Source organism: Candidatus Egerieousia sp. (assembly GCF_056211015.1).
The window spans coordinates 21,368-45,165 of the sequence record NZ_JBAELF010000041.1; the positions used below are offsets into that span (position 1 = coordinate 21,368).

The window sequence follows — 23,798 nt, forward strand, 5'->3', positions numbered from 1 at the left end:
TTTTAAGAATTACAAATTTTATATGAAGCTGAACAATCTCTTCCATCGTATGCTGGAAGGGAACGCCTTTGAAGCATCCGACGAGAACCATATCATCCAGGGCTTGCCTACTATATGGTCTTCAGGAACGAATCCCCAGTATCTGGAATCAAGGGAATTGTGACGGTTGTCACCCATCATGAAGTAATAGTCCTGCTTGAAAGTATAGCTCCCGCTTTCCTCTCCGTTTATGAAGATTGCGCCATCCTTCACTTCAAGTCTGTTTCCCTCATAAGATTCGATTATTCTCCTGTACAGAGGAAGGTTTTCCATATCAAGCTTCACGGTGGATCCGGCTGCCGGAACCCAAAGTGGTCCGAAGTTGTCAACTGTCCACTTGTATTTGCCGGAGAACGGGAAAATGTCTTCGGGTCCTTCACCCAGACTTTCAAATACCAGTTCCTGAACATCGGCAACGGCATCCAGACGGGAAACTGCTTCAATCTCCTCGTTGGACATGGTCACTGCCGAATAGCCCGGAAGGCTGCTGTCAAAGAACCAATTCCTGAAATCCATACCCAGTTCCTCCATCCTGACCGGATTGATTGCTCCACCCTTTGTATAAACGTTACAGATTTTCTGAACTCCCGGGAAATCGGCCGATTTCTCACCATTCACATAAACCTGTCCGTTGACTACTGCCAGTGTATCTGATGCTATGGCCACGCACCTCTTTACATAATTATCCAACTTGTCAAGAGGTCTGACTACTATTGGCCCGTACTGCCTTATTACAAAATCCCTGTTGCCGTTGTTGTCCCGTACCACCCTGTAGTAGTCATCTGCAGGAATACGTTTGAGGACAGTATCGCCGTGTGGGAAACCGAACACAACAATGTCATTTCTTCTAACCTTCGAAAAACCTTTCAATCTCCTGTAATTATTCTGAATTACAGTTGAATAGGATTCATTGCCGGAGAACGGCATTACGTTGTGCACAAGCGGAACTGAAACCGGAGTAACAGGGACTCTTGGTCCGTATGACAGTTTACTTACGAACAGATAGTCTCCTATAGCCAGTGTTTTCTCCATGGAACCGGTAGGAATGGTGTATGCCTCAATGAAGAACATTCTTATGAATGTTGCCGCTATCACAGCGAACACTATTGCATCTATCCATTCAACCAGTGCGCTCCTTTTTTTCGGAGCCTGAGAGCCCTTTCTTACAAAAAGAGACTGTATCTTCCTTGTTATGAAAATGTCAAAAATCACTGCAAGGCCAGCAAGCCACCAGAAATTCCCGAGCCATATCACCCAAAGGACATACAGAAGGCCCCAGAAGGAGAATTTGAACCACCTGTTATGTAAAAAGGCGAATTTCAAAGAACACTATTTTACAGAGTTGATAATTGCCTCAAATGCCTGAGGGTTATTCATTGCGAGGTCTGCAAGAACTTTTCTGTTAAGACCTACATTGTTCTTGGCAAGTTTGCCTATGAACTGTGAATAGTTCATTCCGTGTGCTCTGGCTGCTGCATTGATTCTTACAATCCACAATGCACGGAAAGTTCTCTTCTTGTTCTTACGATCCCTGTAAGCATAGGTCAAACCTTTCTCGTAGGTATTTTTTGCTACTGTCCAGACATTAGCTCTTGCAAGGAAATTACCCTTGGTCTGTTTAAGAATTTTTTTACGGCGTGCTCTTGATGCTACCGAATTTACGCTTCTTGGCATAATCTACTGTTTTTTGAGGGTCAGCGTTCTCCTCCTCTTGATTGAGAAACTTTGCTCTGCTGAACTCTCGGTTAATAATAATGTTGTTAAGCTAAAATAAGTTTCTTTACTCTTGCCTCATCAACCTCTGCAATTGTTGAGAAGTGGCAAAGATTTCTTTTCTGCTTGGTTGTCTTCTTAGTCAGGATATGACTATGATAGGCATGTTTTCTTTTGATTTTACCCGACCCGGTAAGCTCGAAACGCTTTTTGGCACCGGCATTGGACTTCATTTTAGGCATCGCTAAAAATTTTAAAGTTAATAATTTGTTAAACAGTATGGATTCTGATGAAAGGCTATTTCTTTTTGCTGACTGGCGCAATCATCATAATCATTCTTTTTCCTTCAAGCTTAGGCATCTGCTCAGCCTTGCCGAACTCTTCAAGTTCAACTGCAAAACGGAGAAGAAGTTTTTCACCCTGCTCCGAGAACAGAATTGAACGTCCTTTGAAGAAGACATATGCCTTTACTTTTGAACCGTCCTGAAGAAAGCTTTTTGCATGGTTCAGTTTGAACTGGAAATCGTGCTCATCTGTCTGTGGCCCGAATCTGATCTCCTTGATAACCACCTTGCTGGCATTGGATTTCATCTCCTTTGCCTTTTTCTTCTGCTGGTAAAGATACTTCTGGTAATCAAGTATCTTGCATACAGGGGGATCTGCATTCGGAGAGATTTCAACCAAATCCAACTCCTGCTCAACAGCCATTCTCAATGCCTCTTGTGTGGAATATATTCCCTGTGCAGGAACATTCTCCCCTACAACCCTTACCTGAGGGCATCGGATTTCTTCATTCACTCTTGTTGAGTCGTTTTTCTTCTGCGTCTGGGCGGCATTGTTTCTGTTGCCGTTTTGCTGGGGACCGCTTGGGTTAGGTTTTCTGAATCCCCCTGGACGCGGTTTAAATGGTGTTGCTATAAAAGTATCCTCCTATATTAATATTAAACAATTATATAAACACTGTTGAGCCTATTTGCTCAAAAGTGAATTGATTTCATTACCGAAATAGGCCTTGAACTCATCCAATGTCATTGAGCCCAAATCTTCTCCACCTTGTTTTCTGACTGATACACAGCCGTTTGCCTCTTCCTTCTCGCCTACTATAAGCTGATAAGGAAGTTTCTTCATTTCGTTCTCCCTTATACGTTTTCCTATAGTTTCGTTCCTGTCGTCTATAAGCGTGCGAATATCGCAATTATTCAGCAAATTACAAACTTTTTTAGCGAATTCGTTATATTTTTCACTTATAGGGAGCACTGCAACCTGGTCAGGAGCAAGCCACAATGGCAATTTTCCACCTGTATGCTCAAGCAGTACGGCAACGAAGCGTTCCATTGAACCGAACGGAGCCCTGTGAATCATGATAGGTCTGTGAGGCTTGTCATCCGCACCTGTATATACGAGGTCGAATCTTTCTGGAAGGTTGTAATCCACCTGGATGGTACCGAGCTGCCATTTCCTTCCAATGGCATCCTTCACCATGAAGTCAAGCTTCGGTCCGTAGAATGCAGCTTCACCGTACTCAACAACGGTATTGAGGCCCTTCTCCTGAGCAGCCTCAACAATGGCGGCTTCCGCTCTTGCCCAGTTTTCGTCGGTACCTATGTATTTCTCATGATCGTCAGGATCCCTGAGTGAAACCTGAGCTGTGTATTCCTCGAACTTCAAGGTCTTGAAGATGTAGAGTACAATGTCTATCACCTTTTCAAACTCTTCCTTGAGCTGGTCAGGCCTTACGTAGAGATGGGCGTCGTCCTGTGTGAATCCGCGTACTCGTGTAAGACCGTGGAGCTCACCGCTCTGCTCATATCTGTAAACCGTTCCGAACTCGGCGAGTCTTACAGGGAGATCCTTGTATGATCTCGGTTTCGATCTGTATATCTCGCAGTGATGAGGGCAGTTCATTGGTTTGAGAAGGAATTCCTCACCCTCCTGAGGAGTATGAATAGGCTGGAACGAATCAGCACCATAATGAGCATAATGGCCGCTGGTCACATAAAGTTCCTTCTGGCCTATATGAGGAGTGATCACTGGCAGATACCCATACTCCTTTTGGACTTTCTTGAGGAACATTTCAAGCTTCTCCCTCAAGGCGGCGCCTCTTGGCAGCCACAATGGAAGACCTGCTCCTACTCTTGATGAGAACGTAAAGAGTTCAAGTTCCTTTCCAAGTTTGCGGTGATCTCTCTTCTTAGCCTCTTCAAGCAATGCAAGATATTCGTCAAGAAGGCTCTTCTTAGGGAATGTTATTCCGTAGATACGAGTAAGCATCTTGTTCTTCTCATTGCCTCTCCAATAGGCACCTGCAATGGAAGTGAGCTTTACAGCCTTTATTATTGAAGTGTTCTGGATATGAGGGCCGCGGCACAGATCGGTGAAATTTCCATTGGTATAGAAAGTGATTGTACCATCCTGGAGGTCCCTTATAAGTTCGCACTTGTACTGGTCGCCTTTTTCGGTGAATCTTGCCATTGCCTCCTCCTTTGGAACCTCAACTCTGACAAAGGTCTCCTTTGTACGTGCAAGTTCAATCATCTTATCCTCAATCTTCTTGAGATCCGCCTCGGTGATTGTTCTCTCACCAAGGTCCACGTCATAATAGAATCCGTTGTCTATAGCCGGTCCTATACCGAACTTGATTCCCGGATAAAGAGCTTCGAGAGCCTCCGCCATAAGATGTGATGAAGAGTGCCAGAAGGCCTTCTTGCCCTCTTCATCCTCCCACTTGTGAAGAACTATGGTTGAGTCTTCCGTAATAGGTTTTGCTATATCATCAAGTTTGCCGTTAATGGTAACGGAGAGAACGTCTGATGCCAGACGAGGGCTGATGCTCTGTGCAATCTGCAAAGCGGTGACTCCGCTTTCATACTGGCGTACGCCTCCGTCCTTGAAAGTAATGTTTATCATAATCGAACTGGTATATTTTAACGTGCAAAGTTATTAATTTTTATTATACCTTTGCAATGTAATACAAAATATTATCAGCCATGAACTCAAGCAGGATAAATGCGGCGGCATTGTACGGTTTATATCTTTCACTTCCAACTGTCATAACTTTCCTCATCCAGGACACTTATCAGCCGGGCACACTGATTTCGGTAATATTATGGGTTCTGAGATTCAGCGCAAGCATCTGGCTGCTTCTGAGATTCATAAAGGAATGGGCGGCCAATTTTGATGAATTCACTTACGGAAACGGCGTTTCCTTCGGATTCATCACCTGCACCTTCTCTTCAATGATAGTTGCAGTGACAAGATGGGCCAGCGTGGCATTCATCAACAAGGAAACATTCCAGCAGGCAATGCAGGAAGCCATGGAAAGGTTCGAGGAGCAGGGAAATTCACAGATTATGGACACATTCGCTTCCATTTCTGACAACTTGCCTGTAATCGTCCTGTTCTCCACCCTCGTTTACTGCGTGATCTATGGCTTGATACTTTCTTCAATACTTGCATCTTTCTGCAAGAAGGAAAGCTTCAAAATCGATTGAAAAGAATGAAAGATCTGAGCGTAGTCATTTCGTTGTTCAACGAGGCTGAATCCCTCCCGGAACTGGTAAGCCTGATAGACAGAAGCGCTACAGGAATGGGCGTGGATTATGAAATCATAATGGTGAACGACGGCAGCACCGACAATTCATGGAACGTGATTCAGTCCCTGGCGGAAAAATATGAAGCTGTGAGGGCCATAGGATTCAGAAGGAACTATGGCAAGTCCGCCGCCCTCTTCTGCGGTTTCGAAGCAGCCGAGGGCGCAGTTGTAATCACAATGGACGCCGACCTCCAGGATGATCCGAATGAGATTCCTGCTCTTTACAACATGATAAGGCAGCAGGGCTATGACCTTGTAAGCGGATGGAAGAAGAAGAGGTTCGACAATAAACTTACCAAGAACCTCCCTTCAAAGATATACAATGCAACCGCCAGAAAGGTAACAGGTCTCAAGCTGCATGACATGAACTGCGGACTGAAGGCGTACAGGAACGAAGTGGTCAAGAACATTGAAGTATATGGTGAAATGCACAGATATATTCCGTATCTGGCAAAGAAGGCGGGCTTTACAAGAATCGGAGAAAAGGAAGTATGCCATCACGTGCGGAAATACGGCAAAAGCAAGTTCGGTCTTGAGCGTTTTGTAAACGGATATCTTGATCTGCTCAGCTTGTGGTTCCTCCAGCAGTTCGGAAAGAAGCCCATGCACCTTTTCGGTGTGCTGGGCACGCTCACTTTCATAGCAGGCTTTGTCATTGCCGTCATATTGATCATCCAGAAAATAAGTGCCCAGTCGGCGGGCTTGAGATTCAGAGCCGTCACGGACCAGCCTCTTTTCTATCTGGCGCTTGTTGCACTAATCATTGGAATCCAGTTGTTCCTTACTGGATTCATTGCCGAACTCGTAAGCAGGGGGAGGGAGGACAGGAACAATTATCAAATCAGTCAGAGAATAAGATAAATGCCACTCACTTCAATACAGAGACATTCCGTTACGGTATTGGCAGCACTGCTGATCACAATCTGCGCAAATGCCCAGAACCGCGAACCTTTCAAACAACTGCTGGCCGCCCCCGAGTTTTTCGGTCCGTACGCATTCCAGATCCCTGACATGCTTGACGGAAGCATTTGCAGCAATTTATATGCGGAAATCGGTTTTGACCACATTGTAGGAAGACTGGCCGGCAGTGACCACAAGGACTATACCAATGCACCAACCTACTGCGTTCACGTTCCTCTATGGTCAAACAGGGCCTCTGTATCCATCTGGGGAGAATTTCAGGAATTCTACAGAGATAATATATACGTAAGGCAAGCCAGATCTGTGGATCCTTCCGAGCCTCTGAAATCCTCCGATACCGGAAGCTTGTATTTCAGCCTTGACATGCAGCTGCTCAAGGAATCGGTTTACAGGCCGGCAATAGCGCTCAGAGCTGCAATACAGACCGCCACCGGCGATGATTATGAAAGGGCCAGACATTACGATGCCCCGGGCTACTACTTTGAACTTTCAACGGGAAAGGATTTCAAAGTTTACAGGAACTGGTCTGTAAGGCCTGCGGCTTCCTTGAATTTCGTATGCTGGCAAGTCGGGAACGGCCAGCAGAACGATGCCCTTGGCTATGGAGCCCAGCTGACTTTGAAACACCCGATAACCAGTCTTGTAATGGCTTATGGCCAGTATAAGGGCAAGGACGGGAGAGGTGACATGCCACGGGGTTTGAAAGGCCGTCTGAACTTCCACATAGGGAGATGGTCACCTTTCATTTATTACCAGCACGGATTCAAGGAGTGGCCGTTCGACCAGTACAGAATAGGATTGTCATACAGCATAGACATTCTCAAATATATGAGGAAATAAAAAATCCCTGAATCATTTCAGGGATTTGGTATAGAAAAGAATCATATCCTCTATTGCTTTCTGGCACACAGGGCAGAAATCAGGAGCTTTGTTGGATTTCATACGGCAGTCTTCACATGCCCTCCATACGCCCTTGGACTGATAACCACCGCCTTCAACCAGACCAACACCATTCTTGCCCATCATATTCTCCCACTTGCTTGAAAAGTCGGCCTTTGTGGTGATGTTCCTCTCCCATGGCTCAACGTTTGGATAATAGTACTCAACGAACATGTCATCATAGTAATATTCATCGGCAAGTGCACCGAAACTGTGGCCGAATTCATGCACCACAACTTCCTTGAACCATTTGTTGTGAGCAGTTGTGAGAGTATAGCTGTTGTATATGCCTCCACCGCCGTAATTGTCGGTATTAGCCAGAATCACTATATGCTCATATGGAATACCTGCAAGGGCATCGTGCAGATCACGCAATCTCAAAGTTGTGAGATACCTGTCCATGTAGAATGTATCGAAATTCGAGCTCAAGGCAGTATTCTTCCACAAGCCCTGCTTTGGAATGCTCACTCCGCTGTCCTTGGAAGGAAGTGCAACTGCAATGAAATTAAACTTGTCTGCATAGTCCTTGAACGGAGAATGAGAAAGGAGGACATCAACGGCGGACTGAGCATCTGCGTAGAAGACATCCATTTCCTGCTCGGTATATCCTTCAGCCACGATGGCCACGTCTATCCTTTCCTCAGGAGAACCGCTTTCACCTATATACTTATACTCCACTTTGTTGTCAGCAGGTCTGATGAGTATATCGGAAGGCTGTACCCTGTGGGTGTATGTTGCGGCAACGTTGTTGAAGAAATCGTAAAGTTCCACTGTAATGTCAACCGGTTCGGCGGGCATAGGGAAAAGGAACACATTCTCAAAACTCTTGTGCAAACGGGTTGCCTCCTCTGTTGCCTGCCATTCCTGGAACAAAGTAGAGAAAGAAGTTGCATAAATTACCTGACCGCTTGTATCGCGCATGAACGCAGCGCCATTACCTTTTACAGGAACGTTCTGCATGTTAACTCTTCTTCCGGCCCAGCCCTTGAGAGAACGGAGCTCGTCAACTGAAATGCTGCATGTCTTGTCTGTACCTGTAAAGATATAGTCCACTCTGAGAGTGCGGCTCAGATTGAGTTTGTCAGAAGTGTTCTGTGCAAACAAGGAGCCCGCAGCGAGCATCAATGATACTAGGATGCAGAATCTTTTCATTACGGAATGCATTAAATGTGGATTGCGTGACCTGAAGATGACTCGGCTGCCTCCATTATCGCCTCACTCATGGTAGGATGAGGGAATATGGTCTTCATTACATCCGATGCCTTTGCTCCGAGATTGCGAGCCAGTACAATACCGCCTATCATTTCGGTAACGTTCGCACCAATGAGGTGAGCGCCGAGTATCTCATCAGTTGCTTCATCAATGATAAGTTTCACAAAACCATCCTTCTCGCCAGCTGCGGTGGCTTTTCCGCTTGCTGTGAACGGGAATTTGCCAACCTTGTAAGCAATGTCAGCATCCTTGACTTTCTTCTCGCTCATTCCAACTGATGCTATCTCAGGCGTTGTATAGATAGCTCCCGGGATATTGGCATAGTTGATTGGCTTTGGATCAAGTCCCGCAATGCTCTCTATTGCAAGAATGGCCTCTGCAGAAGCAACGTGTGCCAGAGCCTGTGTAGGAATGATGTCACCTATTGCATAGATGGTATCCACATTTGATCTGCAATGTTTGTCAACCACAATGCGGCCGCGCATCATTTCAACGCCAAGTTCCTCCAGGCCCAGGCCCTGCGTGTTAGGAACAACACCCACTGCAGAAAGAACCTGCTCCACCTCGATGGTTTTCTCACCTTTCTTGTCCTCTATTGTAAGAACGCATTTCTCACCGGTGGCATCAACCTGCTTCACATTGGTTGAAACGTAAACCTTCATTCCTGCCTTGCGCAGGCTTCTGCTCAGCTGGGCGGCAACATCAGCATCCTCGGTAGGAACTATCTGGTCCATATACTCTATAAGATGAACCTCAACACCCATAGAGAAATAGAAGAATGCAAGTTCGCTGCCTATGGCGCCGCTGCCTATCACTGCAAGGCTTGCAGGAAGCTTCTCAGGCACCAATGCCTCTCTGTAGGAGATTATTTTTTTACCGTCGATAGGTGCGAAAGGAAGCTGGTTGGCCCTTGCTCCTGTTGCCAGGATGATATGGCCAGCCTGATACTCAGTCTTCACACCTTCTGAATCGGTAACCTCAACGACATCCTTGGACTTGATGTATGCGCTTCCCTTGATGAGGTTCACGCCGTTCTTCTTGAAAAGGTACTCTATTCCCTTGTTCATGGTTGCGCTTACGCCGCGCTCCCTGGCTACTATCTTCTCTATATCGGGAGTGATTGAACTCTCTTCAGAAGCAACGAGCCCGTAGTCTGCAAGATGTTTGGTGTAATTATAAACCTGTGCGCTTTTCAAAAGAGCCTTGGTTGGAATGCAGCCCCAGTTAAGGCAGATTCCTCCAAGTTCGCTGCGCTCGATCACAGCTGTTTTCATACCCATCTGGCAGGCCTTGATGGCTGCTACATATCCACCCGGGCCGGCTCCAATAACTATAATGTCAAAATTTTCCATCGCTGTAAAAAATATATAAATTATTTCAATTCTGTTTCCTTAAGCGGACTATGCGCCCTTTCCGCAGCAGTTCTTGTACTTCTTGCCGCTTCCGCAAGGACAAGGGTCATTCCTTCCCACTTTCTTCTCCACCCTTACAGGCTCGTGGGCGCGGCTCTGCTCTCCGTTGGTGGAGAGTTCGCTGCGGCTGGTGCTCATCTTGCTCATATCGTTCCTTCTACGATACTCCTGACCGGCGCTCATCGGAGCCTGCTCGCTTTCCTGGCCTTCACGCTGAGGAAGCTGCGCTCTTACTGCCGCGGATAAAACGTCGCGGTTTATGTTCTCGAGCATGGTCTTGAAAAGCTCGAATGACTCAAACTTATATATAAGGAGCGGATCCTTCTGCTCGAAGGAAGCATTCTGGACGGACTGCTTGAGTTCGTCCATGGCACGGATATGTTCCTTCCAGTACTCATCTATGGTATAAAGTGCAACGGATTTGATGATTGCCCTTGCAATCTCCCCGCCCTGTGTCTCGAGTGCGCGCTCGATGTTCACGTAAAGAGGGAACTTAGGCTTCACGCCGTCCGTTATCTGGAATGCCACGTTTGCGAACTTGTCTCCGAAACGTTCCTTCACAGCCTTCACGTAAGGGAATATCTGGCCTATCAGAGAATTCGTCTTCCTGTCTATTGCGTCCTTCACATCCTTTACGATAGCTGCAGCCAGCTCATCATCGGAAGCCTTGGAGAAAAATGCCGCATCGAATGTTAGTTCAACGGCAACTTCTCTCATTAGCTCGAACTTGAAATCATCGAAGTCGGAGTCTCTGCCTGAAGATATTGTATAAGCAAAGTCCTGTATCATGTTCTTGAGGTCAACGTCAATCCTTTCACCGTAAAGTGCGTTGCGGCGGCGGTTGTAAATGACCTTTCTCTGGGAGTTCATTACATCGTCATATTCAAGCAGACGCTTACGTATTCCAAAGTTGTTCTCCTCAACTTTCTTCTGCGCCCTTTCAATAGCACTTGAAAGCATTGAATGCTGAAGCATTTCGCCTTCCTTGAATCCCATTCTGTCAACTATCTTTGCTATTCTGTCTGAACCGAAGAGTCTCATAAGATTATCCTCCAGGCTCACAAAAAAAATTGATGAACCCTGGTCACCCTGTCTTCCTGCACGGCCGCGCAACTGGCGGTCAACGCGGCGGCTGTCGTGTCTTTCGGTACCTATAATGGCAAGACCTCCCGCCTTTTCCACTCCGGGTCCGAGCTTGATATCGGTACCGCGGCCGGCCATGTTGGTTGCAATGGTAACGGCTCCTTCCCGACCGGCCTCGGCTACAACAAGGGCCTCGCGTGCGTGCTGCTTTGCATTGAGCACATTGTGTTTCACTCCGCGCATCGACAGGATCTTCGAGTATTTCTCGGATTCATCAACCGAAGTTGTACCAACAAGAACCGGACGGCCCTGGGCCCTGAGTTCCAGAATCTTGTTTATGACAGCATTGTATTTGTCCTTCTTGGTCTTGTAAATGAGGTCATCCTCATCCTTTCTTCTTACAGGCTTGTTGGTAGGTATTGTAACCACCTCAAGTTTGTAAATCTTCCAGAACTCACCTGCTTCGGTCTCGGCGGTACCGGTCATACCAGCAAGCTTATGGTACATTCTGAAATAGTTCTGCAAGGTGATTGTTGCGTGTGTCTGGGTGGCGGCCTCAACCTTCACGCCTTCCTTTGCCTCAATAGCCTGATGCAGACCGTCTGAATAGCGGCGTCCGCTGAGGATACGTCCTGTCTGCTCGTCAACAATCTTTATCTCATTATTGTCAATCACATACTCAACATCCTTCTCGAACATGGTGTATGCCTTGAGCAGCTGGGTCATTGTATGAACTCTCGCTGACTTAAGAGCGTAGTCAGCAATGAGCTCGTCCTTCTTCACGCGTTTCTCGTTCTGCTCCAGATTGGATTTTTCAATCTCCGCCACTTCCGCTCCAACATCAGGGAGTATGAAGAACTTGTCATCGTTCACAAGCGAGGCAATGTAATCGTTACCTTTATCGGTGAACTCCACGCTCTTGTGCTTCTCCTCTATCACAAAAAGAAGGTCATCAGTGATTATATGCATGTACTTGTTGTTCTCACGCATGTACAGGCCTTCGGTATCAAGAAGGAGCTGCTTGATTCCCGGCTCGGAAAGATACTTGATCAAAGGAGTGTATTTAGGAAGTCCCTTGTAAGCCCTGAGCAGTTTCACACTGCCTTCATCCTTCTTGCCTTCTGCAATGAGTTTCTTTGCCTCGTTCAGGATTACGCCAACCTCTCCCCTCTGCTTCAGGTAAAGTTTCTCAACGTATGGTTTGAAATCCACGAACTGCTGCTGGTCATCGGATTTTTGAACGGCACCTGAAATGATGAGCGGTGTACGGGCGTCATCAATGAGGACTGAGTCAACCTCATCCACAATTGCATAGTGAAGCTTGCGCTGAACCAGGTCGTTAATATTGGTGCACATATTGTCACGCAGATAATCGAAGCCGAACTCATTGTTGGTACCGAAAGTAATGTCAGCCCTGTATGCGGCCCTTCTCTTGTCCTGCTCGCGGTTAGGGTCATATTTGTCTATACAGTCAACGCTGAGTCCGTGGAACTGGTACAGAGGTCCCATCCACTCGGAGTCACGTTTTGAAAGATAGTCGTTCACAGTAACCACGTGCACGCCCTTTCCTGCAAGCGCATTCAGGAACACCGGAAGTGTAGCAACAAGTGTCTTGCCCTCTCCTGTTGCCATCTCGGCCACGCACCCTTCACGGTCGCGCTCTCCATACTTCTTGGCAGGATTCTTGCGGCTGCGGGTCAACACAATACCGCCTATGAGCTGAACGTCATAGTGTACCATGTCCCATACTATATTGTTGCCGCCGGCTGTCCAATGGTTGTGCCAGATGGCCTTGTCTCCGTTGATTTCAACGAAATCGTGATTCACCGCAAGGCTTCTGTCAAATTCGCTTGCGCTTACCTCGATGCTTTCATTCTCCTTGAACCTGCGTGCAGTTGATTTCATCACCGCAAAGGCGGTAGGAAGAACCTCGGCAAGAACTTCCTCAATCTGCTCGTCTATCTCCTTGGTGAGTTTGTCAACCTTGGTTGCATATTCTTCCTTAAGATCAGCCGAAATCGTAAGGTCCTCGAGCTTATGCCTGTATTCCTTTTTCTCGGATTCCTTCTTTGCTATCCTTTGTGCGATTATTTCCTTCATTTTAACCGTCTCATAACGCAGGTCGTCGTTGCAGAGCCTGTCAACGCGGTTATACTCGTCAATCACTTTCTTCAGAACAGGCTGGATCAGTTTGATGTCCCGTTCCGCTTTTGTGCCAAACAATTTTGACAGCAAGCCCATAAAAGATGCCATATAAAAAAATCTCTAACTAATTAATAATCAATAAAATATCAAAATATCACAAGCTATCTGCGCATTTTGATGCATATTAAGACACAAATATACAAAAAAAGAACGGATTCCTTTATGAACCCGTTCCCTTTTATCTCTGCGTGTGGAAAAACTACTCGAGAGAGATAGCGCCCATAGGGCAAGCGTTAGCGCATGTACCGCACTCTGTGCACATAGCCGGATCAATCTTGTAGATATCGCCCTCAGAAATAGCACCAACAGGACACTCGTTCTTGCAAGTTCCGCAAGCAGCGCAATCGTTAGAAATTTTGTAAGCCATAATTTAAATTTTTATTTGTTATTAATAACGTTCAGTAAACGGGTGCAAATATAGCAAAACTTATCAATAGGCAAAAATATAAAGGATATTTAAATTATCTTTGTATGCAAATACAAATTTATGTCCGAGGAACTCAATCTGGTCACGCAGCTTGCTACAATTCTGATTGCAGCCGGTATATTCACCATCATTTCAAAAGCGCTCAAGCAGCCTCTCATCCTTGGCTATATAATTGCAGGTTTCATAGTAGGTCCGAATCTCGGTCTGATTCCGCAGTTCTCCCCCGAATCCGTGCACGAATGGTCCGAACTAGGTATCATATTCCTGCTTTTCGGTCTTGGTCTTGAATTCAGTTTCAAGAAACTGCTGAGTGTCGGGAAGCCTGCCTTCCTGTCGGCAGGAACCATCTGCATAGGTATGCTGCTCACTGGATTCATGCTCGGCTCGGTGCTTGGGTGGACCGAGATGGAATCCATATTCCTTGGTGGAATGATGTCAATGAGTTCAACAACAATAATCATCAAGGCATACGATGACTTGGGAATAAAGGACAAACCTTACGCCGCAACGGTGTTCGGGTTACTTGTTGTGGAGGATCTGATAGCCGTTCTCATGATGGTCATGTTCTCAACCATGGCCCTTACGCACAAGGTTTCCGGAACGGACATGGCCTATTCTCTGGCCAAACTTATGTTTTTCCTCATACTTTGCTTCGTGATTGGAATCTACCTGCTTCCTTCATTGCTCAAGAGGACCAGGAAGTTCCTCTCCGATGAAATTCTGCTCATAACAAGTGTTGGGCTGTGCTTCCTCATGGTGCTTCTTGCCAATAAATCAGGCTTCTCCTCAGCATTGGGAGCATTCATAATGGGCTCCATACTTTCCTCCACCCTGGAAGGAGAACAGATAAGTCACACCATAACCAACATAAAGAACCTTTTCGGAGCCATATTCTTCGTTTCAGTTGGAATGATGGTTGACCCTTCAGTCATCATTGACTACTGGCCGGTAATCCTTGCCATTACTTTAGTTGCAATGGCAGGCATACTCGTGTTCTCAACCTGCGGTGTACTGATTTCCGGCAAGTCCCTTGACACTGCAGTTCATATAGGATTCAGCCTCCCTCAGCTTGGAGAGTTTTCATTCATCATTGCAGGTCTGGGCTGCAGCCTTGGAGTGCTGAGCGATTACATTTACCCCGTAATCATTTCGGTGTCCGTGATAACCACCTTCACAACGCCGTACATGATAAAGGCAGCCGATCCCGCACTGACTTTCCTTAACAGGAAACTTCCGGAGAAATGGCTCAATCGCCTGAACAGGAAAGAAAGTTCGTCAATGAATGAACAGGAAAAGAGTCTGTGGCGCAAGGCAATAAAAAGCTATCTGATAAGAATCGGTTTGTATGCAGTGGTTCTCACCGCCCTTTCACTGGCCATAACGGAATTCTTCCCTATGATTTCCGAAGTTCTCCTTCCAGGCCTGTCAGTCAGGGCTCAGCATGTGATAGAAGTGGCTGCCGCTCTTGCAATAATGGCTCCTTTCGTAATAGGAATGGCCATCAGCGGTGAAGAAATAAGGGAGCAGGGGGCTGCCCTCATAATAAAGAACAGACGGAACAGGATTCCTATTTTCGCCCTTATATTCCTGCGTATTTTCTTTGCTGCATATTTCGTCATTTCCATAGTAATGTGGCGATATGAAATGGCCAGTTGGAATATTCTGGTAATTCTGGGAGCTCTGTTCATCATAATCATACTGGCCAGAAGAAACGCCAGAAAAGTCACAAGGATAGAAAGAAGGTTCCTTGAGAACCTCAAGGAGAAGGAAGAGATGTCCAGGAAAGCAAAGCCGGTGCAAAGCCTCATCAATGACAAACTCTCCCACTACGACGTGCACATTCAGGGAATACAGATACATTCGGATTTTGCATACACAGGCATGAGTCTGTCGGACATGGACTTCTTCAAGATCACAGGCGTGAACATAATCAAGATACAAAGAGGTTCCAGATCCATTGTGATTCCATCAGGGAACGAGTCTCTCTATCCGGGTGACTTTGTTCTTGCAGTAGGCACAAGCTGGCAGTTGAGCAACTTCATAGAGCTTATGAGCAAACAGAACGAACAGCAGGAGGATGGTACGTCTAACGAGGAATTCACGGTTGAGAATCATACTCTGGGCAACCTGTCGTACATGAGCGGCAAGAAATTGAGCGATCTTCCCATGAGAAGCGAAGGATGTATGGTCATAAGCATCATGCGTGGCGGTGATCTGATCACCAACCCTTCCGCAGACTTCGTGTTCAATGAAGGAGATTCCGTATGGTTCGCCGGTCTGCGCAGTGTAATATCATGGTATAAATAAACACAATAAATATAAACTCTATGAAAAAGATTTTCAGTATCGTTGCATTGGCAATAGCGGTCATTGCGGCATCCTGCGCAGGCAGCAAACCTGAACACATCAAAGTCCATGCCTGGATGGGCATAAGGGGAGCATCTTCAGACTCTTTGCTGGAGTCATATTTCCAACATGCCTCGGATTGCGGCATAGACGCCATCTTCCTTGAATGCCATTCCGGCATCCCTTCATACCTTGGCGACAGTTCATTGCTTATCAAGAGTGCAGCCCTGGCATCAGGTCTCACCACAGCCAAGGAGATGGCAGCTGCAGGAGAAGACACCAGCTGGATTCACGATCCATCCATTTTCCGCGACAGCGCAGCCATTGACATCATGACACGCGCAGCCGTTTTTGCAAAGAAATATGGCATTGAGCTCCACGCATGGATGTGGACAGCCAACCGCGGAGAAATGCTCCTGCGCAACCTGCACAAGGACTGGTACGCAATAAACGGCCTTGGTGAAAGCACAGCCGACATCAAATTATACAACAGGGAGCACTACCGTTTCCTCTGCCCTAACCACGACGGCGTTACTGAATATCTCAAGGCCCGGGCAAGGGAGATTGCTCAGATTGATGGTGTAGCCGGAGTGCACATGGACTTCATCCGATATCCGGATGCAATACTTCCTTACGGACTTCATGAAAGCAGAGGCGTGGTTCAGGACAAGGTATATCCAACCTGGGACTTCTGCTACTGCGATGTATGCAGGAACAAGTTCAAGGAGCAGACAGGCATCGATCCCCTTGAGCTGGAAGACCCTACAGCCAATGAAGAGTGGATGGAATTCAGATGGAGTTCGCTTGCAGATATGACAAGTGAGATAGCAGCTGAAATCAAGGCTTGCGGCAAGATATCATCCGCAGCGGTGTTCGCTTCTCCTGAGGAATCCAAGAAACTTGTACGCCAGGACTGGGTGAACTTCAGAAACGTTGACATACTTATGCCTATGATATACAACCGCGCATACGCATTCCCTGATGAATGGATTGAAACAGCAACACGCGAGGGTGTTGAAGGCCTGAAGGCAAACAACAATCCTGCTGTTCTGCGTTCAGGTATGGCATTGAACCCAAGAATGGGAATAGACACCTTATACAATTGCGCCGAATGCGCTCTCAAAGGAGGTTCTGACGGAATATGCATTTTCTCCCTTGACGGCTTTGCTCGCAGGGAAGGTGGATGGGACATGCTTAAAGAACTTGTAACAAAAGTTAGAAGCAGTGAAAAAAATAATTAATTTTGCGGCTTGAAAATTCCATACGCTAACAACCAATTAATTTTTGATACTATATGTACGACAATTCCAAACTCAATCCAAAATCATTCGTTGCAGAGCAGGTAGCTGCAATCAAGGAGCAGGTAGGTTCAGACGTTGTTATTCTCGGCCTTTCAGGCGGAGTTGATTCAACAGTCACCGCTGTTCTGGTCAACAAGGCAATAGGGAGCAATCTCCAGTGCATTTTCGTTGACCACGGTTTGCTCAGAAAGAATGAATTCGAGGATGTGCTTGAACAGTATAAGGGTATGGGGCTGAACGTAAAGGGCGTACGCGCGGCAGACCGCTTCTTTGCAGCATGCAAGGGAATAACAGACCCTGAACTCAAAAGAAAAGCCATTGGCAAGACCTTCATCGACGTTTTCAATGAAGAGGCAATGCAGGTAAAGGATGCAAAATGGCTTGCACAGGGAACAATCTGGCCCGACATTGCGGAATCACATTCAGCAAAAGGCACAATCAAGAGTCATCACAATGTAGGAGGTCTTCCTGAAGAGATGCACCTTGGACTGGTTGAGCCTTTGAAGTATCTTTACAAATACGAAGTACGTGAAGTGGGCGCCGAGCTCGGAATCGACGGCAAGCTTCTCGGCCGCCATCCTTTCCCGGGACCTGGTCTTGGTGTAAGATGTCTTGGCGAGCTCACACCTGAGAAGATTCACATTCTCCAGGAGGCCGACGCAATCTGGATCAAGGCATTGCGCAATGCAGGCTGGTACGACAAGATCTGGCAGGCTGCAGCTATTTTCGTTCCTGTAAAGACCACCGGTGTTACAGATGGACGCAGAACATACGACAACGTCATAGCTCTCAGGGCAATAAACAGCAAGGATGCAGTTACAGCTCAGATAGTTCACCTTCCTTGGGAACTTCTGGATCAGGTACAGCACGACATCATTGCCAATGTGGAAGGAGTGAACAGAGTTGTATACGACATCTCATCAAAGCCTCAGGCAACCATCGAGTGGGAATAATCCTTATTCTACTTCAAAATCCAGACAGGCGCGTGCTGCAGTGAAAGGACGTACCTTCCCGTTTGCAACGGCAAGATGAGCGGGATGAGTTGCATAAACCTTGAGTGCATCCTCGTTCTCCAAGGTGCAGTCAAGCATCAGGTCCGCATTGGAGCTTGCTATGCGGCCGCTTGCGTTCACTTTTATATCAATCAGCCCGGGACCTTTCCCTTGAGGCCCTCCAGGCCTTCCTTTATTTCTTTCTTCACCTGTTCCTTCTCCTGCTCGGAAAGCTCGCTTTTCAATGTCCAAAGGATTATATGCTTTACCATAGTTTCAATATTAATTGTTGAATATGCAAAATTAAGCTAATCAAAGCATAAATCCTATCCATGTACCACATTTGCCCGGAATGAGCAAAACCAGCTCACACTGAATTTTCGAGACCAAGGATTGCAATACGCAATTTTTTCAATAAAAATGAAAGAAGTTTAGTAACTTTAAGAGTTTTTATAAAACTATAGTATTGATGAATATCCACAATGAAGTTGACAACTGCTTGTTGTGCGTTGAATCGCCTTGCAACAGTGCATGCCCGAAAGGGTTCCACCCGGCCAGAGCAATAAGGGCCATAAAATTCAGCAACGAATCCAACGCTTTCAATTGGCTTGGCAATGATTGTCTGGAATGCAATGCACCATGCGAAACAGCCTGCATTAATCCAGACAGGCACATACGCATAAAAGAACTGGCAAAACTTTCAAAGGCTGAAGCCAAGCCTTTAGCGCAACACTTGCCTGATCTTTCAATTGATTTCTGCGGAGTACATTGTGAAAATCCGTTCTTCCTTGCCTCATCTGCAGTATGCACGAACTATGAAATGATTTCCCGTGCTTTTGACATGGGCTGGGCCGGAGTAGTATACAAGACAATAACATACTCCGAAATCAAGGAGGTATCGCCAAGATTCGACGCAGTAAGCAAGGGAAACACACAGTTTGTAGGCTTCAGGAATATGGAGCAGCTCAGTGAAAAGAGTGCTGAGGAGAATTTCTCCATAATCCGCAGGCTCAAGGACAATTATCCCAACAAAGTCATTGTTGCCAGCATAATGGGGCAAAGGGTTTTCGAATGGGTTGACCTGGCCAAAAGAGCCGAGGCTGCCGGAGCAGATATGGTTGAGCTCAATTTCTCCTGTCCTCAGATGTCACACGAAGGAATGGGCTCCGATGTTGGACAGAATCCTGAACTGGTTGCGTTTTTCAGCGGGTATGTGAAGAGCAATGTAAAGATTCCTGTAATTGCAAAGATGACTCCGAACATAACGCACATGTCCTCCCCTGCAATGGCTGCATACTTTTCAGGATGTGATGGGATTGCGGCAATCAACACCATCAAATCCATAACAATGGATGAATCAGCAAAGGTCAATGGCATGAGAACGATAAGCGGATATTCCGGCAAGGCCATAAAGCCTATTGCACAGAGACATATTCTTGAAATAGTTACCAATCCGCTAATGAAAAAGGAAGGCAAGCATCTGCAACTAAGCGGAATAGGTGGAATCGAAACCTGGCGCGACGCCCTTGAATACATTCAGCTGGGATGCCAGAACGTTCAGGTCTGCACATCGGTTATGCAGTACGGATACAGAATCATTGAAGACCTCAAACTTGGTTTGCAGACATATATGCTTGAAAATGGCATTGAAAAGCTGGACAATCTTATTGGAAGCGAAATCCACACATTCTGCCATGCCGATGAACTGGACCGACGCACGATGGTATTCCCTAAATGGGACTTCAATAAATGCATGGGCTGCGGCCGTTGCTACATCTCCTGCAACGATGCAGGCCATCAGGCAATATCCTTTGGTCAGGACCGCAAGCCTCATCTGAACGGCCAGAAATGCGTGGGTTGTCACCTCTGCCGTCTGGTATGCCCTACTCAGGCAATAGGCTCTGCTATAAGAATAGTTAAAAGGGCATAGTGAATGAAAAGGACTCTTGAATGTATTGCTATCGCCATGTTGGCGGGAATCATACAGATTCTTTCGCCTGCTGCGCTGATGGCTCAGAAAGTAGTGGCCTCATATGTCACAGCCTGGACAGATGTGATGCCTGACCCCACCCTGCTCACTCACATCAACTACGCCTTTGGCAATGTTAAGCCCAGCTTTGATGGAGTTGAATTGCGTAATGAACAGCGACTGAAGGACATAGTTGCTCTGAAAGAAATCAATCCGGAGCTGAAGGTCCTTCTCTCCATAGGAGGCTGGGGCAGCGGAAACTTCAGTGAAATGGCCGCCAGCAAGGAGTTCAGGGAAAGTTTCTGCCAGGACTGCGCAAGAATAGTTTCCAGCTTCCACCTCGATGGCATTGACATAGACTGGGAGTACCCCGGCAACGGCGAGGGTGCGCACATCTCCAGCTCACCCGATGACAAGTCCAATTTTACACTGCTGATGGCGGATCTTCGGAAATTCCTTGGACCCGACAGACTTCTCACACTCGCAAGCTGCTGCGATCCGAAATACATTGATTTTCCCTCGATAATGGAATATGTTGATTATGTGAACATAATGTCCTACGATATGGAGTTCGGCGCGGTTTTCCACTGCGCCCTCTACCCTTCCGAGCACACAGGGGAATGGTCCGTTGACAGATCGGTCCAGGACCACATCAAAGCCGGCGTTCCTGCCAATAAGATTGTTATGGGAGTTCCCTTCTACGGACGTGGAGTGGACAGTTTCAGGAAAAGCATGGACTTCAAGAACATCTACCCGATTCCCGAAGGCTATACCGAACAATGGGACAAGTCAGCCCACGCTCCATATATATCGGACAGCAACGGTGAATTCGTATTCGGCTTTGAAAACGCCCGCTCCCTGCGCATCAAATGTGACTATATCAAGGAACACGGACTGCTGGGCATAATGAACTGGGACTACAGTCTCGATGACCAAAACCTCACCCTCACCCGCATAATGCATTCGCTGGTGGAATAACTTAATGTTCCAGCACGTCAATCTTGACGATTACCATACCTACACAATTGTATTCCATCAGAATCATCTTGTCGAATGGCGAGGGACGTTAAACGATCATGGTTGGTGGCAGGCAGGTGTATTGGCTTATTATAGAATCGCATCATTCTCGAGAAACTGCATCAGTCCCATAAATATAATACCTTCATCATTCGTGTATGTGGCTATATCGTCACCCATGATCACAATCTTCTGGAATGAGTCGTCTATCTTTCTGAATGATTTCAATTCCTGCCTCATCTTGTCTTCATCCGGAATTGAATACGCAGATTGGATGTAGTATTTCCTCATCCCGTCTGTCACAATAAAATCAACCTCATATTGCTTGTATTCCTGCTTCCCATCGACAAACTCACGGGACTCAATCATTCCCACATCGACGAGATAGCCGCGTGAACACAATTCGTTGTATATGACATTCTCCATAATGTGAGCGATTTCCTGCTGACGGAAGTTCAGTCTGGCATTTCTAAGCCCGATATCCGTACAGTAATACTTTTTCAGGGATTCATAATACCTCTTCCCTTTGATATTGTACCGCCTGGAACCACGGAAGAGATAGGCATCCTCAAGGTATCCGATATAACTTGACACAGTCTCTGCGTCTACTTTGCAATGCTGAACACTCAGCAGCGTGTTCGATATGTTATTCGGATTGGAGAAGGATCCTATCGATGAACATAGCTGGTTCACCAGGGCATCCAATGCCACGCTATTCTTGATCTTGTGGCGCTCGCTGACATCCGCTATATAGGTCTTTTCCCACAGGCGCTGCAGGTATGTCACCTTTTGCTGGGGAGTCTTTCGCTTGCGGAGAGCAGGAAGACCGCCATAGGTATAGAACTCCTTCCACAACTCATTTTTAGGTTCCGACCTTCCCTCACAGAATTCCTTGAAGCAGAAAGGTTCGACATGCACCTCGTCACCACGGCCACGGAAGATTGTATTGATGTCGCTGGACAACAGATGCGAGTTGCTACCGGTGATATACACATCAATATTCTCCTTAGCATTCAGACCATTGACGACTTTCTCGAAACCTTCAATCTCCTGAATCTCATCAAGGAATACATAGTAATTACTTTCATTGGAGAGGATCCGTTCATAGATATACGCCTTCAGCAGTTCTTTGTCTACAAGTTCGCTCTGATTATTCTCATCATCTTCATCCAAAGAAACGATGATAATGTTTTCCGGTGGCACAGCATGGCTAATGAGATAATCACGGAATATTGTCTTTAACAGAAATGACTTGCCGGACCTTCTCGGACCGGTGATTATTTTTAAATCGCCATTGTCTCTTCTGTCAACTAGCCGCTGAAGATATCTTTCTCTTTTTACGTATTCGCCCATTCTATTCGGTTTTTACTGCAAATATACAATAAATCCCGAAAAGCAAATTAGAACATATAAGATTATGACTGGAAAATCTATCTTCCAGCACCCTGAATTCAGTGCAAATTGCACTCTCCTCAAATTATTTCTGATATTTTTCGCAAAAGCGGAGAGCTCTGAAAAATTCTCAGCCCTTGTATACCAAACGGCCCCGGGAACCGACGCTGTGGGTCAGTCCTTTCATCTCCGGCAAGGTTTCCATGGACAGGTCTTTATCGGACTGTGGAAAATAACGTAATCAATATGCTTCTATATGCTAAACCAAATTTCATCGTCCACACTCACCATCGCCAGAGTGTGGTGTGGAACATTCAGGAGTGGAGGGTAATCTGCACCAAACAAAAAAAGCCAGCCGAAACCGGCTGGCTTTCTTGTAGTCCCGGGCGGAATCGAACCGCCATCTAAGGTTTAGGAAACCTCCATTCTATCCGTTGAACTACGGGACCATCAATAAAAGGAGAGAACTTATTTAGCGCTCTCTTCCTTGTTGATTATAAGGCGGCCACGATAGTAACCACACTCAGGGCAAACGTGATGATACATTACAGTTGCACCACAGTTTGAGCAGGTAGCCAATGTAGGAACCACTGCTTTATCATGAGTTCTACGTTTATCTCTACGCTGTTTTGAAAGTTTGTGTTTCGGATGTGCCATCTCTAAATATTTTTAATAGTTATATTTCCTTATCATTAAGCAGGTTCTTCAAGGCTGCAAATGGAGAATCCACGGAATCAATCATCCCCTCTGCTTCCTGAGGCCGCCCGCCGCTTTTCTGTTTACCACAAAGCTGATTCAGTTTCTCAATCATCTGCTCATTGCAAGCGCCATTGGGATGAACTCTTACCAAAGGTATGTTTATGCAAACATAATCATAGAACAACTGGCTCAAATCCACGTCCTCAGCTCCCGGTTCAATGGCCACGATATCGGTATTGAAAGCATCACTCTCACTTCTGATTTCCCTTATAGGAAGTGAATCGCTGCAGGAAATTGGCAATGTAACCGGATCAAGACATCTGTCACAGGGTACATCAACCGTACCGTTTATGCAGAATGACAGGTTCATCCAATCCTTGCTCTTCTCCAATTCCACAGTTGAGAGCAACTGAGCTTTCAGAATCAGGCTATTGTCAAATGTTTCAAAAAACTTCTCATCAAGAGGAAATGTGAAAACGTGTTTTCCGTCCTTCAATCCTTTGATCTGAATCCTGCAATCTTCCATAATCAAAATCCAG

21 protein-coding genes, 1 tRNA gene and 1 pseudogene are annotated in these 23,798 nt (G+C 46.3%); 8 read left to right on the plus strand and 15 right to left on the minus strand.

Annotated features, from left to right (window positions below):
• Window positions 1-18: 18 nt before the first annotated feature.
• The 5 genes from lepB to thrS form a co-directional block, all read right to left on the minus strand.
• Window positions 19-1,362: a signal peptidase I gene (gene lepB, locus AC06L3_RS03005; RefSeq protein WP_475669143.1), complete on the minus strand. Its 1,344-nt coding sequence runs from the start codon at window positions 1,360-1,362 to the stop codon at window positions 19-21.
• Between the two features lie 6 nt (window positions 1,363-1,368).
• Window positions 1,369-1,713, minus strand: coding sequence for a 50S ribosomal protein L20 (gene rplT / locus AC06L3_RS03010; protein ID WP_475669144.1), 345 nt, complete (start codon window positions 1,711-1,713; stop codon window positions 1,369-1,371).
• A gap of 86 nt (window positions 1,714-1,799) precedes the next feature.
• Window positions 1,800-1,994, minus strand: a complete 195-nt coding sequence (rpmI, locus tag AC06L3_RS03015) for a 50S ribosomal protein L35 (protein WP_475669145.1) — start codon at window positions 1,992-1,994, stop codon at window positions 1,800-1,802.
• Window positions 1,995-2,049: 55 nt separating this feature from the next.
• The gene (infC, locus tag AC06L3_RS03020) at window positions 2,050-2,670 is read right to left on the minus strand and encodes a translation initiation factor IF-3 (RefSeq protein WP_475669195.1); all 621 of its coding nucleotides are present in this window, start codon (window positions 2,668-2,670) and stop codon (window positions 2,050-2,052) included.
• A gap of 51 nt (window positions 2,671-2,721) precedes the next feature.
• On the minus strand, window positions 2,722-4,659 hold the full coding sequence (gene thrS / locus AC06L3_RS03025; RefSeq protein WP_475669146.1) for a threonine--tRNA ligase: 1,938 nt from the start codon (window positions 4,657-4,659) through the stop codon (window positions 2,722-2,724).
• Window positions 4,660-4,739: 80 nt separating this feature from the next.
• Here thrS and AC06L3_RS03030 point away from each other — a divergent pair, with 80 nt between their 5' ends.
• Genes AC06L3_RS03030 through AC06L3_RS03040 form a run of 3 tightly spaced genes read left to right on the plus strand, consistent with a single transcriptional unit; the run spans window position 4,740 to window position 7,105 of the window.
• On the plus strand, window positions 4,740-5,243 hold the full coding sequence (locus tag AC06L3_RS03030; RefSeq protein WP_475669147.1) for a DUF4199 domain-containing protein: 504 nt from the start codon (window positions 4,740-4,742) through the stop codon (window positions 5,241-5,243).
• A 5-nt stretch (window positions 5,244-5,248) separates the two neighbouring features.
• On the plus strand, window positions 5,249-6,205 hold the full coding sequence (locus tag AC06L3_RS03035) for a glycosyltransferase family 2 protein (RefSeq protein ID WP_475669148.1): 957 nt from the start codon (window positions 5,249-5,251) through the stop codon (window positions 6,203-6,205).
• A complete protein-coding gene (locus AC06L3_RS03040; RefSeq protein ID WP_475669149.1) occupies window positions 6,206-7,105 on the plus strand; it encodes a hypothetical protein in 900 nt (299 codons plus the stop codon). It abuts the gene before it with no gap.
• A 12-nt stretch (window positions 7,106-7,117) separates the two neighbouring features.
• On the opposite strand, the gene AC06L3_RS03045 is transcribed toward AC06L3_RS03040, so the two are convergent.
• From AC06L3_RS03045 to AC06L3_RS03060, 4 genes are all read right to left on the minus strand, one after another.
• On the minus strand, window positions 7,118-8,356 hold the full coding sequence (locus AC06L3_RS03045; RefSeq protein WP_475669150.1) for a M64 family metallopeptidase: 1,239 nt from the start codon (window positions 8,354-8,356) through the stop codon (window positions 7,118-7,120).
• An 11-nt stretch (window positions 8,357-8,367) separates the two neighbouring features.
• Window positions 8,368-9,768 (minus strand): dihydrolipoyl dehydrogenase, encoded by a 1,401-nt coding sequence (gene lpdA / locus AC06L3_RS03050; RefSeq protein WP_475669151.1) that lies wholly within the window; start codon window positions 9,766-9,768, stop codon window positions 8,368-8,370.
• Between the two features lie 48 nt (window positions 9,769-9,816).
• Window positions 9,817-13,164 carry a preprotein translocase subunit SecA gene (gene secA, locus AC06L3_RS03055; RefSeq protein WP_475669152.1) on the minus strand — a complete coding sequence of 1,116 codons (3,348 nt, stop codon included), beginning with the start codon at window positions 13,162-13,164 and terminating at the stop codon, window positions 9,817-9,819.
• A 151-nt stretch (window positions 13,165-13,315) separates the two neighbouring features.
• On the minus strand, window positions 13,316-13,483 hold the full coding sequence (locus tag AC06L3_RS03060) for a 4Fe-4S binding protein (protein ID WP_475669153.1): 168 nt from the start codon (window positions 13,481-13,483) through the stop codon (window positions 13,316-13,318).
• 120 nt (window positions 13,484-13,603) lie between these two features.
• Between AC06L3_RS03060 and AC06L3_RS03065 the strand changes: the two genes are divergently transcribed.
• The 3 genes and pseudogenes from AC06L3_RS03065 to guaA form a co-directional block, all read left to right on the plus strand.
• A complete protein-coding gene (locus AC06L3_RS03065) occupies window positions 13,604-15,850 on the plus strand; it encodes a monovalent cation:proton antiporter family protein (protein ID WP_475669154.1) in 2,247 nt (748 codons plus the stop codon).
• Window positions 15,851-15,870: 20 nt separating this feature from the next.
• Window positions 15,871-17,130 (plus strand): glycoside hydrolase family protein, encoded by a 1,260-nt coding sequence (locus tag AC06L3_RS03070; RefSeq protein ID WP_475669155.1) that lies wholly within the window; start codon window positions 15,871-15,873, stop codon window positions 17,128-17,130.
• Between the two features lie 74 nt (window positions 17,131-17,204).
• Window positions 17,205-18,143: pseudogene (guaA, locus tag AC06L3_RS03075) on the plus strand (glutamine-hydrolyzing GMP synthase); the annotation flags it as partial.
• 3 nt (window positions 18,144-18,146) lie between these two features.
• Here guaA and AC06L3_RS03080 read toward each other — a convergent pair.
• Window positions 18,147-18,323, minus strand: a complete 177-nt coding sequence (locus AC06L3_RS03080; RefSeq protein WP_475669156.1) for a Dabb family protein — start codon at window positions 18,321-18,323, stop codon at window positions 18,147-18,149.
• Window positions 18,324-18,334: 11 nt separating this feature from the next.
• Window positions 18,335-18,454: an antibiotic biosynthesis monooxygenase family protein gene (locus tag AC06L3_RS03085; protein WP_475669157.1), complete on the minus strand. Its 120-nt coding sequence runs from the start codon at window positions 18,452-18,454 to the stop codon at window positions 18,335-18,337.
• A gap of 197 nt (window positions 18,455-18,651) precedes the next feature.
• Between AC06L3_RS03085 and preA the strand changes: the two genes are divergently transcribed.
• The gene (preA, locus tag AC06L3_RS03090) at window positions 18,652-20,112 is read left to right on the plus strand and encodes an NAD-dependent dihydropyrimidine dehydrogenase subunit PreA (RefSeq protein WP_475669158.1); all 1,461 of its coding nucleotides are present in this window, start codon (window positions 18,652-18,654) and stop codon (window positions 20,110-20,112) included.
• A gap of 3 nt (window positions 20,113-20,115) precedes the next feature.
• Window positions 20,116-21,129: a glycoside hydrolase family 18 protein gene (locus tag AC06L3_RS03095; protein WP_475669159.1), complete on the plus strand. Its 1,014-nt coding sequence runs from the start codon at window positions 20,116-20,118 to the stop codon at window positions 21,127-21,129.
• A 129-nt stretch (window positions 21,130-21,258) separates the two neighbouring features.
• Here the strand turns inward: AC06L3_RS03095 and AC06L3_RS03100 are convergent, their stop codons facing one another.
• From AC06L3_RS03100 to AC06L3_RS03115, 4 genes are all read right to left on the minus strand, one after another.
• Entirely contained in the window at window positions 21,259-22,521 is a 1,263-nt protein-coding gene (locus AC06L3_RS03100; RefSeq protein WP_475669160.1) for an ATP-binding protein, read from the minus strand.
• A gap of 416 nt (window positions 22,522-22,937) precedes the next feature.
• Window positions 22,938-23,009 (minus strand) — tRNA-Arg (locus AC06L3_RS03105).
• A 19-nt stretch (window positions 23,010-23,028) separates the two neighbouring features.
• Window positions 23,029-23,217, minus strand: coding sequence for a 50S ribosomal protein L32 (gene rpmF, locus AC06L3_RS03110; RefSeq protein WP_475669161.1), 189 nt, complete (start codon window positions 23,215-23,217; stop codon window positions 23,029-23,031).
• A 19-nt stretch (window positions 23,218-23,236) separates the two neighbouring features.
• Entirely contained in the window at window positions 23,237-23,785 is a 549-nt protein-coding gene (locus tag AC06L3_RS03115; protein WP_475669162.1) for a YceD family protein, read from the minus strand.
• Window positions 23,786-23,798 lie beyond the last annotated feature (13 nt).

What these genes read in the sequence shown, in the direction of transcription:
- thrS (WP_475669146.1), bottom strand. Translation starts at nt 4,659, where the DNA reads ATGATAAACATTACTTTCAAGGACGGAGGCGTACGCCAGTATGAAAGC.
- rpmF (WP_475669161.1), bottom strand. Translation starts at nt 23,217, where the DNA reads ATGGCACATCCGAAACACAAACTTTCAAAACAGCGTAGAGATAAACGT.
- AC06L3_RS03095 (WP_475669159.1), top strand. Translation starts at nt 20,116, where the DNA reads ATGAAAAGGACTCTTGAATGTATTGCTATCGCCATGTTGGCGGGAATC.
- rplT (WP_475669144.1), bottom strand. Translation starts at nt 1,713, where the DNA reads ATGCCAAGAAGCGTAAATTCGGTAGCATCAAGAGCACGCCGTAAAAAA.
- AC06L3_RS03115 (WP_475669162.1), bottom strand. Translation starts at nt 23,785, where the DNA reads ATGGAAGATTGCAGGATTCAGATCAAAGGATTGAAGGACGGAAAACAC.
- AC06L3_RS03040 (WP_475669149.1), top strand. Translation starts at nt 6,206, where the DNA reads ATGCCACTCACTTCAATACAGAGACATTCCGTTACGGTATTGGCAGCA.
- AC06L3_RS03045 (WP_475669150.1), bottom strand. Translation starts at nt 8,356, where the DNA reads ATGAAAAGATTCTGCATCCTAGTATCATTGATGCTCGCTGCGGGCTCC.
- AC06L3_RS03065 (WP_475669154.1), top strand. Translation starts at nt 13,604, where the DNA reads ATGTCCGAGGAACTCAATCTGGTCACGCAGCTTGCTACAATTCTGATT.
- secA (WP_475669152.1), bottom strand. Translation starts at nt 13,164, where the DNA reads ATGGCATCTTTTATGGGCTTGCTGTCAAAATTGTTTGGCACAAAAGCG.
- AC06L3_RS03035 (WP_475669148.1), top strand. Translation starts at nt 5,249, where the DNA reads ATGAAAGATCTGAGCGTAGTCATTTCGTTGTTCAACGAGGCTGAATCC.
- AC06L3_RS03060 (WP_475669153.1), bottom strand. Translation starts at nt 13,483, where the DNA reads ATGGCTTACAAAATTTCTAACGATTGCGCTGCTTGCGGAACTTGCAAG.
- AC06L3_RS03100 (WP_475669160.1), bottom strand. Translation starts at nt 22,521, where the DNA reads ATGGGCGAATACGTAAAAAGAGAAAGATATCTTCAGCGGCTAGTTGAC.
- AC06L3_RS03085 (WP_475669157.1), bottom strand. Translation starts at nt 18,454, where the DNA reads ATGGTAAAGCATATAATCCTTTGGACATTGAAAAGCGAGCTTTCCGAG.
- rpmI (WP_475669145.1), bottom strand. Translation starts at nt 1,994, where the DNA reads ATGCCTAAAATGAAGTCCAATGCCGGTGCCAAAAAGCGTTTCGAGCTT.
- AC06L3_RS03070 (WP_475669155.1), top strand. Translation starts at nt 15,871, where the DNA reads ATGAAAAAGATTTTCAGTATCGTTGCATTGGCAATAGCGGTCATTGCG.
- lpdA (WP_475669151.1), bottom strand. Translation starts at nt 9,768, where the DNA reads ATGGAAAATTTTGACATTATAGTTATTGGAGCCGGCCCGGGTGGATAT.
- AC06L3_RS03030 (WP_475669147.1), top strand. Translation starts at nt 4,740, where the DNA reads ATGAACTCAAGCAGGATAAATGCGGCGGCATTGTACGGTTTATATCTT.
- preA (WP_475669158.1), top strand. Translation starts at nt 18,652, where the DNA reads ATGAATATCCACAATGAAGTTGACAACTGCTTGTTGTGCGTTGAATCG.